The organism is Streptomyces sp. DSM 40750, from assembly GCF_024612035.1.
Lineage (GTDB): Bacteria > Actinomycetota > Actinomycetes > Streptomycetales > Streptomycetaceae > Streptomyces.
Genome location: NZ_CP102513.1, coordinates 8143507 through 8158093, shown reverse-complemented (window position 1 = coordinate 8158093; position 14587 = coordinate 8143507). Strand labels below are relative to the sequence as shown.

At 69.6% G+C, this 14587-nt stretch carries 10 protein-coding genes; 2 read left to right on the top strand and 8 right to left on the bottom strand.

Annotation, left to right across the window (positions count from 1 at the left end):
- Positions 1 to 139: 139 nt before the first annotated feature.
- The 6 genes from JIX55_RS36355 to dxr all read right to left on the bottom strand — a co-directional run bounded on the left by JIX55_RS36355 (position 140) and on the right by dxr (position 7688).
- The gene (locus tag JIX55_RS36355) at positions 140 to 1846 is read right to left on the bottom strand and encodes a proline--tRNA ligase (protein WP_257567468.1); all 1707 of its coding nucleotides are present in this window, start codon (positions 1844 to 1846) and stop codon (positions 140 to 142) included.
- 135 nt (positions 1847 to 1981) lie between these two features.
- The gene (locus JIX55_RS36350; RefSeq protein WP_257567467.1) at positions 1982 to 2548 is read right to left on the bottom strand and encodes a GNAT family N-acetyltransferase; all 567 of its coding nucleotides are present in this window, start codon (positions 2546 to 2548) and stop codon (positions 1982 to 1984) included.
- 123 nt (positions 2549 to 2671) lie between these two features.
- Positions 2672 to 3526, bottom strand: a complete 855-nt coding sequence (locus JIX55_RS36345; RefSeq protein ID WP_257567466.1) for a GNAT family N-acetyltransferase — start codon at positions 3524 to 3526, stop codon at positions 2672 to 2674.
- A gap of 203 nt (positions 3527 to 3729) precedes the next feature.
- Complete coding sequence (gene ispG, locus JIX55_RS36340; RefSeq protein ID WP_257567465.1) at positions 3730 to 4887, bottom strand: flavodoxin-dependent (E)-4-hydroxy-3-methylbut-2-enyl-diphosphate synthase; 1158 nt, start codon at positions 4885 to 4887, stop codon at positions 3730 to 3732.
- Between the two features lie 225 nt (positions 4888 to 5112).
- Positions 5113 to 6417, bottom strand: coding sequence for a M50 family metallopeptidase (locus JIX55_RS36335; protein WP_257567463.1), 1305 nt, complete (start codon positions 6415 to 6417; stop codon positions 5113 to 5115).
- Positions 6414 to 7688 carry a 1-deoxy-D-xylulose-5-phosphate reductoisomerase gene (gene dxr / locus JIX55_RS36330; protein WP_257567461.1) on the bottom strand — a complete coding sequence of 425 codons (1275 nt, stop codon included), beginning with the start codon at positions 7686 to 7688 and terminating at the stop codon, positions 6414 to 6416. The genes JIX55_RS36335 and dxr overlap by 4 nt, the downstream gene beginning before the upstream one ends.
- Before the next feature lie 223 nt (positions 7689 to 7911).
- Between dxr and JIX55_RS36325 the strand changes: the two genes are divergently transcribed.
- Positions 7912 to 8367: a lamin tail domain-containing protein gene (locus tag JIX55_RS36325; RefSeq protein WP_257567460.1), complete on the top strand. Its 456-nt coding sequence runs from the start codon at positions 7912 to 7914 to the stop codon at positions 8365 to 8367.
- 5 nt (positions 8368 to 8372) lie between these two features.
- Here JIX55_RS36325 and secA read toward each other — a convergent pair whose 3' ends face one another.
- A complete protein-coding gene (gene secA / locus JIX55_RS36320) occupies positions 8373 to 11006 on the bottom strand; it encodes a preprotein translocase subunit SecA (protein WP_443046740.1) in 2634 nt (877 codons plus the stop codon).
- A gap of 134 nt (positions 11007 to 11140) precedes the next feature.
- Complete coding sequence (locus tag JIX55_RS36315; protein WP_257567459.1) at positions 11141 to 13081, bottom strand: acyl-CoA dehydrogenase family protein; 1941 nt, start codon at positions 13079 to 13081, stop codon at positions 11141 to 11143.
- 478 nt (positions 13082 to 13559) lie between these two features.
- Between JIX55_RS36315 and JIX55_RS36310 the strand changes: the two genes are divergently transcribed.
- Entirely contained in the window at positions 13560 to 14573 is a 1014-nt protein-coding gene (locus JIX55_RS36310; protein ID WP_257567458.1) for a LacI family DNA-binding transcriptional regulator, read from the top strand.
- Positions 14574 to 14587: the final 14 nt, after the last annotated feature.

Below are 14587 nucleotides of genomic sequence, written 5' to 3'. Positions count from 1 at the left end.
GCTGCACGCGGCGCTCGCCATGACCGTTCCCCTACATAGTGACGTTCTGTCACGTCCTACGGTCGGGGGACGGTCTGAGAGAAACCTGTGAGTACCTATAGCCCCCGGAGAAGTCTCTGAGGGTTCCCTTTGGTTCCCTCTAGGCGGTGGTCAGGCGGGCGATCGCCTCGTCGACCGTCAGCTCCTCGCGCTCGCCGGTGCGGCGGTCCTTCAACTCCAGGACGCCCTCGGCGGAGCGGCGGCCGGCGACCAGGATCTTCGGTACGCCGATCAGCTCGGAGTCGGTGAACTTCACCCCCGGGGAGACGCCGGCGCGGTCGTCGACCAGGACGCGGAGGCCGGCCGCCCGCAGCTTCTCGGAGACGTCGAGGGCCAGTTCGGTCTGGAGGGCCTTGCCCGCGGCGACGACGTGGACGTCGGCCGGAGCGACCTCGGCGGGCCAGCACAGGCCCTTGTCGTCGGCGGACTGCTCGGCGAGGGCCGCGACCGCGCGGGAGACGCCGATGCCGTAGGACCCCATGGTGACGCGGACCGGCTTGCCGTTCTGGCCGAGGACGTCGAGCTTGAGAGCGTCGGCGTACTTGCGGCCGAGCTGGAAGATGTGGCCGATCTCGATGGCGCGGTCGAGCTTGAGGCCGGTGCCGCAGTTCGGGCAGGGGTCGCCCTCCTGGACGACCACGACGTCGACGTACGCGCCGACCTCGAAGTCACGGCCCGCGACGACGTTCTTGGCGTGCGTGCCGCCCTTGTTGGCGCCCGTGATCCACGCGGTGCCCGGCGCGACCCGCGGGTCGGCGATGTACGTGACCTTCTCGCCCAGGCCCTGCGGGCCGACATAGCCGCGCACCAGGTCGGGCCGGCCCGCGAAGTCCGCCTCGGTGACCATCTCGACGACCGCCGGGGCGAAGTGCGCCTCGACCTTGCCCATGTCGACCTCGCGGTCACCGGGGACGCCGACGGCGACGATCTCGCCGTCGACCTTGACGAGGAGGTTCTTGAGGGTGGCGGAGGCCGGGACGCCGAGGTGGGCGGCGAGGGTCTCGATGGTCGGGGTGTCGGGCGTCGGGATCTCTTCGAGGGCGGGCACACCATCGGCGTCCACCGGCTTCAACTCGAACGTGATCGCCTCGGTGTTGGCGGCGAAGTCACAGGCCGGGCAGTCCGCGAAGGTGTCCTCGCCGGCGCCGGCCGGGGCAAGGAACTCCTCCGACTTCGAGCCGCCCATCGCGCCCGCGGTCGCCGCGCAGATGCGGTAGTCGAGGCCCAGACGCTCGAACACCTTCTGGTAGGCCTGGCGGTGCAGGGCGTACGACTGGGCCAGGCCCTCGTCCTCCGTGTCGAAGGAGTACGAGTCCTTCATCAGGAACTCACGGCCGCGCAGGATGCCGGCGCGGGGGCGGGCCTCGTCACGGAACTTGGTCTGGATCTGGTAGAGGATCACCGGCAGGTCCTTGTACGAGGACGCCTGGTCCTTCACGATCAGCGTGAAGATCTCCTCGTGCGTCGGACCGAGCAGGTAGTCGCCGCCCTTGCGGTCCTTGAGGCGGAACAGCTCCGGGCCGTACTCGTCCCAGCGGCCGGTCGCCTCGTACGGCTCCCTCGGCAGCAGCGCGGGGAGCAGTACCTCCTGGGCGCCGATCGCGTCCATCTCCTCGCGGACGATCCGCTCCACGTTGGCGAGGACCTTCTTGCCGAGCGGCAGCCAGGTCCACACGCCGGCCGCCGTGCGGCGGACGTAACCGGCGCGGACGAGAAGCTTGTGGCTGAGCACCTCGGCGTCCGCCGGGTCGTCGCGCAGCGTCTTCGCCATCAACTGGGACATGCGCTGGACCGGTGCGTTCGCCATGGTTCTCGTACTCCTGCCGATGGGGGTCCCCCCGCTCGAGCGCGGCCGAGAGTGGGGGAGGGTGTTGGCAGGAGGTTAGCCGGGGGGCGGGGGCCCGTGGAAATCCGGCGGCGGCCGTGGCGGGTGGTACGGCGGCTACCTGCGGCGCAGGGGCAGGTGGGCGCCCATCACCGCGTACGGCTTGGGGGCGCTCGGGAAGACGACCTGGCGGGCCAGGTCGGTGTAGCCGAGGGAGCGGTAGAGGCCGCGGGCCGGGCTGTCGACGTCGATCGCGGAGAGGATCGAGCGGGGTTCGGCCGCGCTGTCGGTGATGGTCGTGATCAGGGCACGGCCGACGCCGCGGTTCTGGCAGCGGGGGTGGACGTGCAGTTCGGTGATCACGAAGGAGTCGTCCAGCCAGTGGTCGTGGCCGAGGGCGCGGAGGTAGGGCTCGACGACGGTGGACCACCAGTGGGTGCGGTCGTTGGGCATGCCGTAGACGAAGCCGACGAGGTGGCCTTCGGCCGTGGCGCCGAGTGCCCTCGCCCCCGGGTAGGTCATGTGGCGGAGGACGATCTGGCGGCGTACGGCTACCTCGTCGGGGCCCAGACCGAAGGCGACGGCTTGGACGGCGAGGGCCTCGTCTACGTGGGCCTGGAGGTCCAGCGGGCCGATCACGATGTCGTCGGGGCGGTGGCCGTGTCCGTGACCGGGTAGACGCATGGTGGGGAGATTACAGGGGGGCGGTCGTGGTCGGTCGGGTGCGGGCCGTATGTGGCTGATCGCGCCCACGCCCCGCGCTCCTGAAGGGACGCGCACCTTGCCCGGCACTCACGGGTCGAGCCCTCAGAACAGGACGCTCATGAACGCGCCCACCTCCTGGAAGCCCACCCTTCGGTAGGTGCGCCTTGCCGCCGTGTTGTAGTCGTTGACGTAGAGGCTGACCAGAGGGGCCACGTCGGCCAGTGCGTAGCGGAGGACCGCTGCCATGCCGGGGGCCGCGAGGCCCTGGCCTCGGTATTCGGGGGCTACCCAGACGCCCTGGATCTGGCAGGCCTGGGTGGTCGCCGCGCCGATCTCGGCCTTGAAGACGACTCGGTCGTCGGGGCCGAGGCGGGCGAAGGAGCGGCCGGAGCCCACGAGTTCGGCGACGCGGGCCTGGTAGAGGAGGCCGCCGTCACCGGCCATCGGGGAGACGCCGACCTCCTCGGTGAACATCGCGACGCACGCCGGCATGATCGTGTCCATCTCGTCCTTGCGGATCCGGCGGACATACGGGTCCGGGGTGACCTCGGCGGGATCGGGCAGCCGGTCGGTGACCATGAGGGGCTGGTGGGGGCGGACCTCGCGGGCCGGGCCCCAGCTGGGTTCGAGCAGGCGCCAGAGCTGGGCGGTGGGTTCGGCGGGGCCGACGACCGAGGAGCAGCGGCGGCCGGCCCGGCGGGCGCGGTCGGCGAAGGCGCGGACGGCGCGGGGGGTGGCGCAGATGGGGACGAGGTTGGCGCCGGCGTAGCAGAGGGAGGTCAGGGCGCCGTCCTCGTACCAGCCCCACATCTCGCCGCCGAGCCGCCAGGGGTCCAGGCCGGCGACCTGGACGCGGGACGTCACGAAGGCGTTCGCGACGGGGTCTCGGTCCAGGACGGCGAGTGCGGCGTCCAGGTCACTCGGTTCGAGGACCCTGGTGGTGGTCTGGGTCAACACGTGCGGGGGCCTCACCCTGGGGTCTGCGCTGGTCTCCGCACGATACCCTGCCGGGCTGTGCCCTGTGACTGCGCCGCTGGGCCGGGCGCCCGAGAGCTCGGGAGGGGCTGTGGTCGGTCGGGTGCGGGTTGGTCGTGGCTTGTCGCGCAGTTCCCCGCGCCCCTGGAGAGCGGGCCTGCGGCCGCTCTCCAGGGGCGCGGGCCTCAGCCCGCTACCGCCACCGTCGGCTCGCCCGACGTGATGCCCTCGGCCTCCATCTGTTCGGCGATCTTCATCGCCTCCTCGATCAGGGTCTCGACGATCTTGGACTCGGGGACGGTCTTGATGACCTCGCCCTTGACGAAGATCTGCCCCTTGCCGTTGCCGGAGGCCACGCCGAGGTCGGCCTCGCGGGCCTCGCCGGGGCCGTTGACGACGCAGCCCATGACGGCCACGCGCAGCGGGACCTCCATGCCGGTGAGGCCGGCGGTGACCTCTTCGGCGAGCTTGTAGACGTCGACCTGGGCGCGGCCGCAGGAGGGGCAGGAGACGATTTCGAGGCCGCGCTGGCGGAGGTTGAGGGATTCGAGGATCTGGTTGCCGACCTTGATCTCCTCGACCGGCGGGGCCGACAGCGACACCCGGATCGTGTCGCCGATGCCCTCACTCAGCAGCGCGCCGAAAGCCACCGCCGACTTGATGGTGCCCTGGAAGGCCGGGCCGGCCTCCGTGACGCCGAGGTGGAGGGGGTAGTCGCACTGGGCGGCCAGCTGGCGGTAGGCGTTGACCATGACGACCGGGTCGTTGTGCTTGACCGAGATCTTGATGTCCCGGAAGCCGTGCTCCTCGAAGAGGGAGGCCTCCCAGAGGGCGGACTCGACCAGGGCCTCGGGGGTGGCCTTGCCGTACTTCTGGAGGAGGCGGCGGTCGAGGGAGCCGGCGTTCACGCCGATGCGGATCGGGGTGCCGTGGTCGGCGGCCGCCTTGGCGATCTCCTTGACCTTGTCGTCGAACTGCTTGATGTTGCCGGGGTTGACGCGGACCGCGGCGCAGCCGGCCTCGATGGCGGCGAAGACGTACTTCGGCTGGAAGTGGATGTCGGCGATGACCGGGATCTGCGACTTGCGGGCGATCACCGGGAGCGCGTCGGCGTCGTCCTGCGTGGGGCAGGCGACGCGGACGATCTGGCAGCCGGAGGCCGTGAGCTCGGCGATCTGCTGCAGCGTGGCGCCGATGTCCGACGTACGCGTGGTGGTCATCGACTGGACCGAAACCGGGGCGTCTCCGCCGACCGCCACGGACCCGACCTGGATCTGCCGGCTCTTCCGGCGCTCGGCGAGCTTGGTCGGAACGGACGGCATGCCGAGAGAAATCGCAGTCATCTGCTGTGCAACCCCAAGTTGTGGATCAGGATCGGGTCCCGGGACAGGCGGGCTCCAGGCTTCGAGATTACGGCACGGGCATGGGCCCGAGCACATCACCGTCCGTGAACCCACCCGTTGGGGAGCCGCGCTGCGGGGTTCGGGCGCAGAGGAACAGGCATGGCCGTACGACAGCGGCCGGGCCCCACTCCGCGAGTGTGCCCGGCCGCCGTGAACTGCGGGTGACTAGGAGATGCGCACCGGGTTCACCAGGTCCGCGATCAGCACCAGGAGCGTGAAGCAGACGAAGATTCCGGCCACCACGTACGCGACGGGCATCAGCTTCGCCACGTCGAACGGGCCGGGGTCGGGGCGGCGCAGCACCTTGGCCGCGTTCCGGCGCAGCGACTCCCACAGGGCGCCCGCGATGTGTCCGCCGTCGAGCGGGAGGAGCGGGAGCATGTTGAACAGGAAGAGGGAGAGGTTGAAGCCGGCGAGCAGGATGAGGAAGCTCGCGAGCTGCTGGGTGGCGGGGATGTCCATGGTGAAGATCTCGCCGCCGACGCGGGCCGCGCCGACCACGCCCATGGGCGAGTCCGCCTCGCGCTCGCCGTCGCCGAAGGTGGCGTCCCACAGGGCGGGGACCTTGGCGGGCAGGGAGAGCAGGGACTCGACGCCGTTCTCCATCATGTCGCCCATGCGGTTCACGGACTCGCCGAAGGACAGCGGGAGGACGTCGGAGGCGGGGGTGAAGCCGAGCCAGCCGGCGTACACGTACTTGCCCTCGACGTAGCCGCCCTGGCCGTCGGTCTGGCTGACCTGGTTCTTGATGAGGGTGGGGGTCAGGTCGACCTGCTGGCCCTTGCGCTCGACGGTGAGGGTGACCTGCTTGCCGGGGTTGTCGCGGATGTCGGCCTGCAGGGAGGACCAGTCCTCGACGGGGGTGCCGTCGAACGCGACGATCTTGTCGCCGGGCTCCAGGCCGGCGGCCTTGGCGGGGGCCTCCTTGTCGCTGTCCTTGCACTTCGAGCGGTTCTCGGTGGCGGAGATGACGCAGTCCGAGATCTTGCTGACCGTGGTCGTCTGGGTCCGTTCGCCGAAGGTCATCATCACGCCGAGGAAGATCACGACGGCCAGGACCAGGTTCATGAAGGGTCCGGCGAACATCACGATGACGCGCTTCCAGGGCTTGCGCGTGTAGAAGAGGCGCTTTTCGTCGCCGGGCTGGAGTTCCTCGAAGGAGGCCGCGCGGGCGTCCTCGATCATCACGCGCCAGGGGGAGGTCGAGCGGGCCTCGAGGCGGCCGTCCTCGCCGGGCGGGATCATGCCGATCATGCGGATGTAGCCGCCGAGCGGGATCGCCTTGATGCCGTACTCGGTCTCGCCCTTCTTCCGCGACCAGAGCGTCGGGCCGAAGCCCACCATGTACTGGGGCACGCGGATGCCGAAGAGCTTCGCGGTCGACAGGTGGCCCAGCTCGTGCCAGGCGATCGAGAACCCGAGGCCGATCACGAAGACGACTATGCCGAGGATGAACATCAGGGTCGTCATGCACGGGCCTCCGCGGTAGTCCGCTCGGTGGGTTTGGCTGTCGTAGTGGTCAGTTCACGGGCCCGGGCGCGCGCCCAGGTCTCCGCTTCGAGGACGTCCGCCACGGTCAGGGAAGTTCCCGTTCCGGGAGTGCCGTGCTCCTCGACGACCCGCGTCACGGTCTCCATGATCGCGTCGAACCGGAGGCCGCCGTACAGGAAGGCGTCGACGCACTCCTCGTTGGCCGCATTGAACACCGCCGGGGCGGTGCCCGCGAGCTGTCCCACGTGCCGGGCGAGTCCGACCGACGGGAACGCGTCATTGTCGAGGGGGAAGAACTCCCAGCTGGACGCCTTGGTCCAGTCGAACGCGGGCGCGGCGTCCGGGACGCGCTGCGGCCAGCCGAGGCCGATGGCGATGGGGCCGCGCATGTCGGGGGGCGTCGCCTGGGCCATCGTCGATCCGTCCGTGAACTCAACCATCGAGTGGACATACGACTGGGGGTGCACGACGACCTCAATGCGATCGAAGGGAATGTCGTAGAGGAGGTGCGCCTCGATGACTTCCAGGCCCTTGTTGACCAGGGTCGCGGAGTTGACCGTGATGACCGGGCCCATGGCCCAGGTGGGGTGTGCGAGGGCGTCGGCGGGGGTCACGTCCGCCAGTTCCGCCTTCGTACGGCCGCGGAAGGGGCCGCCGGAGGCGGTGACGACCAGCTTGCGCACGTCGGCGCGGGTGCCCGAGGCGAGGGCCTGGAAGAGAGCGGCGTGCTCGGAGTCGACCGGGATGATCTGGCCGGGCTCGGCCACCGCCTTCACCAGCGGGCCGCCGACGATGAGTGACTCCTTGTTGGCGAGCGCGAGGGTGCGGCCCGCCTCCAGGGCGGCGAGGGTCGGGGCGAGGCCGATGGAGCCGGTGATGCCGTTCAGCACCGTGTGGCAGTCGGACGCGGCGAGCTCGGTTGCGGCGGCCGGACCGGCGAGGATCTCGGGCAGGACCTCCCCTGCTCCGTACGCGGTGGTCAGGGCCTCCCTCAGCGCCGGTACGACGTCCTCCCGGGCGACGGCGACGGTCCGTACACGCAGGCGGTGCGCCTGCTCGGCCAGCAGTTCCACCCTCCCTCCGGCGGCGGAGAGCCCGGTGACGCGGAAGCGGTCCGGGTTGCGCAGGACGAGGTCGATGGCCTGGGTGCCGATCGAGCCGGTCGATCCGAGGATCACTACGTCCCGTACGCCGTCGACCGGGTCGAAGACGAGATGCGGATCGGCGAGAGGGGCTGGACTGTCGCTCATCCCCCCATTGTGGCCGCATCCGGGGGCCCGCAGGACCGCGCGTCCCCTTGTTGACCCACTTCGTGCGATGTGCCGTTGACGATGCCTTTTCTCCGTTTGTGAAGCACGCGTGAAGACGGGGTGATATGACTTCTATCCGACTGATCCAAAAGTCGCATCAGTCGTATCAGCTGATCGTCGATGGACCACGACGATCTTGAACGAGGACCCTGGGGGGATCTCCATGCACAAGCGCATACGCGCTGCCCTGCCCGCGCTCGCCGGAGCCGTGGCCCTCACCGGCACCCTGCTGAGCAGCCCGGCCGAGGCCGCCGGCGGCGTGATCATCTACCGCGTGTACTTCGACAGCCCCGGCAAGGACACCCGCTCCAACGCGAGCCTCAACGGCGAGTGGGTACAGATCAAGAACACGAGCTCGAAGGCGATCTCGCTGAAGGGCTGGGTGCTCAAGGACCCCCAGAACCACAAGTACACGTTCCCGAACGTCAAGATCGGGGCGAAGAAGACCATCAAGGTCCACACCGGCTCGGCCAAGGACACGACCGCGGACAAGTACCAGAACCGCAAGGCCTACGTCTGGAACAACACCAGTGACACGGCGGCCCTGTCGAAGGCGAGCGGCGCCAAGGTCGACTCGTGCTCGTGGACGACGCGGGACCCCAGCGACAAGTACTGCTGAGCCCCCTAGCGCTTGCGGTCGCCCTCCACCACACCGTCGGCCGTGTCCACGGTCGGGGCCGTGAAGTGGAGGGCGTCCTCTTCACGGGTGGGGCCGAGGGGGCCCTCGGAGGTGGCGTCGAGGTTGAAGACGAAGCCGACGGACTCCTCCTTGATGGCATCGGTCATGGCGACGAACATGTCGAAGCCCTCGCGCTCGTACTCGATGATCGGCTCTCGGCCGAGGGTCCAGCGCAGGCCGATGCCGTCGCGCAGGTAGTCCATCTCGTAGAGGTGCTCGCGCCACTGGCGGTCCAGGACCGAGAGGACGACCAGGCGTTCGAGCCTGCGCAGGGACTCCTCGCCCAGCTCCGCCTCCCTCTCCTCGTAACGGGCGTGGATGTCGTCCGTCAGGGCCGTGACCAGGACCTCGGCGGTGAGGTTCGCGCGGTCGCCGTACTCCTCCTCCAGGTCCTCGATCGTCAGGCGCACCGGGTAGAGCTGGCCGACCGCCGTCCACAGGAGGTCCAGGTCCCACTCCTCGGGGTAGCCCTCGGAGGTCTCCGCGGCGACGTACGCCTCGATGGTGTCGTCCATGAAGTGGAGGATCTGTTCACGGAGGTTCTCGCCCGCCAGGACGCGGCGGCGCTCGGCGTAGATGAGCTGCCGCTGGCGGTTGAGGACCTCGTCGAACTTCAGGACGTCCTTGCGGGACTCGAAGTGCTGGCGTTCGAGCTGGGCCTGGGCGGAGGCGACGGCGCGGGTGACGACCTTGTTCTCGATGGGGACGTCCTCGGGGAGGTGGGTGACGGCCATGAGGCGCTCGACGAGCTGGGCCTGGAACAGGCGCATCAGGCTGTCCTGGAGGGAGAGGTAGAAGCGGGACTCCCCCGGGTCGCCCTGGCGGCCCGAGCGGCCGCGGAGCTGGTTGTCGATGCGGCGGGCGTCGTGGCGTTCGGTGCCGAGGACGTAGAGGCCGCCCAGCGCCGTGACCTCCTCGCGCTCGGCGGCCACTTCGGTGGTCGTCCGGTCGAGGATCGCCTGTCGCTCCTCCTCGCTCGCCTCCTCCGGGAACGCCGCGCGGGCCAGGGCCTCCGGATTGCCGCCGAGCATGATGTCGGTGCCGCGGCCCGCCATGTTCGTGGCGACCGTCACCGCTCCCTTCCGGCCCGCCTGGGCCACGATCAGGGCCTCCCGCTGGTGGTTCTTGGCGTTGAGGACCTCGTGCGGGACGCGGCGCGCGCGGAGCCGGCCGGAGAGTGCCTCAGAGACCTCGACCGTCGTGGTGCCGACCAGCACCGGCTGGCCCTTGGCGTGGCGTTCCGCGATGTCGTCGACGACCGCCTCGAACTTGGCGTCCGTGCCGCGGTAGATCAGGTCCGGCCAATCCTTGCGGACCATGGGCCGGTTGGTGGGGATGGGGACGACGCCGAGGTCGTAGATCTGGTGGAACTCGGCAGCCTCGGTCATCGCCGTGCCGGTCATCCCGGAGAGTTTGCCGTAGAGGCGGAAGAAGTTCTGCAGGGTGATGGTGGCGAGGGTCTGGTTCTCGTCCTTGACCCGTACGCCCTCCTTCGCCTCGATGGCCTGGTGCAGGCCCTCGTCGTAGCGGCGGCCGGGGAGGATACGGCCGGTGTGCTCGTCGACGATCATGACCTCGCCGTCGATGACGACGTACTCCTGGTCCTTGTGGAACAACTCCTTCGCCTTGAGGGCGTTGTTGAGGTGGCCGATCAGCGGGGTGTGGTCGGCCTCGTAGAGGCTGTCGATGCCGAGCTGGTCCTGGACGTGCTCGACGCCCTCGTCGAGGATCGCGACGGTGCGTTTGCGCGGGTCGTACTCGTAGTGGTGCCCGGCGCGCAGCTCCTGGAGGCGTTCCTTGTCGGTGGGGCGGGTGAAGCGCTCCTCCTGGACCTGGACGCCCTTCATCGGGCGGACGAGCTTGGCGAAGGCCTCGTACCAGTGGGGTGCCTGGTCGGCGGGGCCGGAGATGATCAGCGGGGTGCGGGCCTCGTCGATGAGGATGGAGTCGGCCTCGTCGACGATCGCGAAATGGTGGCCGCGCTGGACGAGTTCGGATTTCGACCGGGCCATGTTGTCCCGCAGATAGTCGAATCCGAACTCGGTGTTCGTGCCGTAGGTGACGTCACAGGCGTAGGCGGCCCGGCGTTCGGCCGGGGTCGATTCGGAGCGGACGACACCGACGGTCAGACCGAGGAATTCATACGCCTTTCCCATCCACTCGGCGTCCCGGCGGGCGAGGTAGTCGTTGACGGTGACTACGTGCACTCCCTTGCCGGTGAGGGCGTTGAGATAGACGGGGAGGGTGGCGACCAGTGTTTTTCCCTCGCCGGTGTGCATCTCGGCGATATTGCCGAGGTGGAGGGCCGCGCCGCCCATGACCTGGACGTCGAAGTGGCGCATGCCGAGGGTGCGGCGGGCGGCCTCGCGCATGGTGGCGAACGTCTCCGGCAGCAGGTCGTCGAGGCTTTCGCCGTCCTTGTGACGCTGCTTGAACTCGTCGGTGAGAGCGCGCAGTCCGGTGTCGTCGAGGGCCGCGAAGTCCTCCTCGATCGAGGCGACGTCGGCGGCCGTGTGTTCCAGGTGGCGCAGTGTCCGGCCCTCGCCGGCGCGCATGATCCGGTTGGTGAGGGAATTCATGCCGAGTGCGGTCATTCCTTCATCACCTCGGCGCTGTAGTCCCGTCCGTCATCCGTTCAATTGTCCGCTCGGAAAGTGTGAGCGGCAAGCAGCGGTATGACGGACGGGGCAGCGGTGAATTCCTGTGCGGAATATCAGCGAATGGGGCGGTGGACATTCTCCTTCTCGCTGGGGCCGGGCGTCGCGTCCGCGATCCACGGACCCTCGCCCGACGGGTCGACCACGCCCCGCTCCAGCCACTCGTACGCGCCCCCGAGAACCCCCTTGACCACCTTGTGGTCGAGGTCGTCGGTGTTGCTCCACAGGCGGCCGAAGAGTTCCTCGACGCGGATGCGGGACTGGCGGCAGAAGACGTCGGCGAGCTGGTAGGCCTCGCGGCCGTGACCCTCGGTGGTGCGCAGGAGTTCGGCGCGTACGACGGCCGCGCTCATCGCGAAGAGTTCGGCGCCGATGTCGACGATCCGGCCCAGGAAGCCCTGCTTGGTCTCCATGCGGCCCTGCCAGCGGGACATGGCGTAGAAGGTGGAGCGGGCCAGCTTGCGGGCCGAGCGCTCGACGTACCGCAGATGGCCGGACAGGTCCGGGTGTCCGGCGGGGTGGAAATCGGCGTACGCGCGCGGGAGCTGGCCCGGGCCCGCGACCAGCTTGGGCAGCCACTTGGCGTAGAAGACGCCCGCGTTCGCGCCCGCCTTCGCCTTGTCGGAGAGGGACTTCTCGGGGTCGATGAGATCTCCGGCCACGGACAGGTGGGCGTCGACGGCCTCGCGGGCGATCAGCAGATGCATGATCTCCGTGGAGCCTTCGAAGATCCGGTTGATGCGCAGGTCGCGGAGGATCTGCTCGGCGGGTACGGCCCGCTCACCGCGCGCCCGCAGGGAGTCCGCCGTCTCGAAGCCGCGGCCGCCGCGGATCTGGACCAGCTCGTCGGCGATGCGCCAGCCCATCTCGGAGGCGAAGAGCTTGGCCAGGGCGCCCTCGATACGGATGTCGTTGCGGTCCTCGTCGGCCATCTGGCTCGACAGGTCGAGCACCGCCTCCAGCGCGAAGGTGGTCGCGGCGATGAAGGAGATCTTCTGCCCGACCGCCTCGTGGTGGGCGACCGGCTTGCCCCACTGCTCACGGGCCGCCGACCACTCGCGGGCGATCTTCAGACACCACTTGCCGGCGGCCACGCAGGACGCCGGGAGCGAGAGCCGGCCGGTGTTGAGGGTGGTGAGGGCGATCTTCAGGCCGGCGCCCTCGGGGCCGATACGGTTCGCGGCGGGCACCCGGACCTGGTGGAGGCGGGTGACGCCGTTCTCGATGCCGCGCAGGCCCATGAAGGCGTTGCGGTTCTCGACGGTGACGCCGGGCGAGTCGGTCTCCACGACGAAGGCGGTGATGCCGCCCTTGTGGCCCTCGCTCTTCGGCACCCGCGCCATCACGACGAGGAGGTCGGCGACCACGCCGTTGGTGGTCCACAGCTTCACCCCGTCGAGGATGTAGTCGTCCCCCTCGGGCACCGCGCTGGTGGCGAGCCGGGCCGGGTCGGAGCCGACGTCGGGCTCGGTGAGGAGGAAGGCGCTGATGTCGGTGCGGGCGCAGCGCGGCAGGAACTTCTGCTTCTGTTCGGGCGTGCCGAACAGTTTCAGCGGTTGGGGTACGCCGATCGACTGGTGGGCGGAGAGCAGCACGCCGATCGCGGGGCTGGCCGAGCCGACCAGGGCCAGCGCCTTGTTGTAGTACACCTGGGTGAGGCCGAGACCGCCGTACTTGGGGTCGATCTTCATGCCGAGGGCGCCGAGCTCCTTGAGCCCGTTGATCACCTCGTCGGGGATCCGGGCCTCGCGCTCGATCAGCGCTCCGTCGACCTTCGTCTCGCAGAAGTCGCGGAGCTTGCTCAGGAACTGCTCGCCGCGCCGGACGGCCTCGTCGGTGGGGAGTGGGTGGGGGTGGATGAGGTCGAGGCGGAACCGGCCCAGGAACAGTTCCTTGGCGAAGCTGGGCTTGCGCCAGTCCTGCTCCCGGGCGGCCTCCGCCACCTGGCGGGCCTCACGTTCTGTGACGACGGGCTTCTTGAGGGGTGGGGCGGACATGAGGCTCACCTCGCCGCGAATCGGGATCTCGTACCGCATGGGTACCTGAATGGTTACCGATGGGTGCTACTCGATCGTTGGTACCCGATCCAGGGTGACCCCGCCACCCCTCGCGTGCCGTTCGGCCGACGTTCACGCAGTAATCGCCGAGCGTGATCGTGTCGAAGTCCGTGCATCTGGTCGTCACCGCACCCGCCCGAAGCCGCCGTCGAGTTTTAAGCTGGGGCACAGGAGCGCCCCGAGGGGGCGCGGGGCTGTATCACTACGCTCCTCCTCCGCGCGGGGGCGACAACCCCACACAGACCCGCACCCGCCACTCACCCCACCCCCACCATCCTTGGGTGCCCGTCCAATTATCGAAGCGCTTCGACAACCTATGGACACCCACCCGGCGTCGAGCTACTGTCGAGCCACCCTCACTCGCCCTTGTCCCACAGAAGTGCGCTGTCGAAGCGCTTAAACACGCTTGGAGAGCTGGATGGTCACCCTCGCCGAGGTCGCCCAGCACGCCGGAGTCTCGGCGAGCACGGTGAGCTATGTCCTCAGCGGCAAGCGGTCCATCTCCGCCGGCACCCGGCAGCGGGTCGAGCGGAGCATCCAGGAGCTCGGCTACCACCCGAACGCGGGGGCCCGCGCCCTGGCGAGCAACAAGTCGAACATCGTCGCCCTGATGGTCCCGCTGCGCACCGACATGTACGTCCCGGTGATGATGGAGATCGCCATAGCCGTGGCCACCACGGCCCGCACCTACGGCTACGACGTGCTGCTGCTCACCGGCGAGGAGGGTCCCGACGCGGTGCGCCGTGTCACGGGCAGCGGGCTCGCCGACGCGATGATCCTGATGGACGTCGAGCTGGACGACGAGCGGCTGCCGCTGCTGCGCGGCACCGACCAGCCGTCCGTGCTCATCGGGCTGCCGGCCGACACCAGCGGGCTGACCTGTGTCGACCTCGACTTCGGAGCGACGGGCGCGCTGTGCGTGGAGCATCTGGCGAAGCTCGGCCACCGCGACATCGCCGTCGTCGGCGAGGCGCCCGCGGTCTACGAACGCCACACCGGTTTCGCCGAGCGCACCCTCGACGGACTCCGGTCCCGGGCAAGGGAGTTGGGCCTGCGCGTACTGCACCGCCCCTGCGAGGGCGGCTACGACGCGATGGCCGCGACACTGGCCCGGATCTTCGACGAACGGCCGGGCACCACGGGGGTCGTCGTGCAGAACGAGTCCGCGGTGGAGCCGCTGCTCGCGCTGTTGCGGCAGCAGGGCCGGGCGGTGCCCGAGGACGTCTCGGTGATCGCGGTCTGCCCGGACCAGGTCGCCGTACAGGCCTCGGTGCGGCTGACGTCCGTCGCCATCCCGGCCCAGGAGATGGGCCGGCGGGCCGTGGAGCAACTGGTCGCCAAGCTGGAGGGGCGGGACACCGACGAAGTGGTGCTCCTCGCCCCCGAGCTGACGGTCCGCGCGAGCACGGGCCCGTTGTCCGCCACGGGCTGAGCCCGCCGACCGAG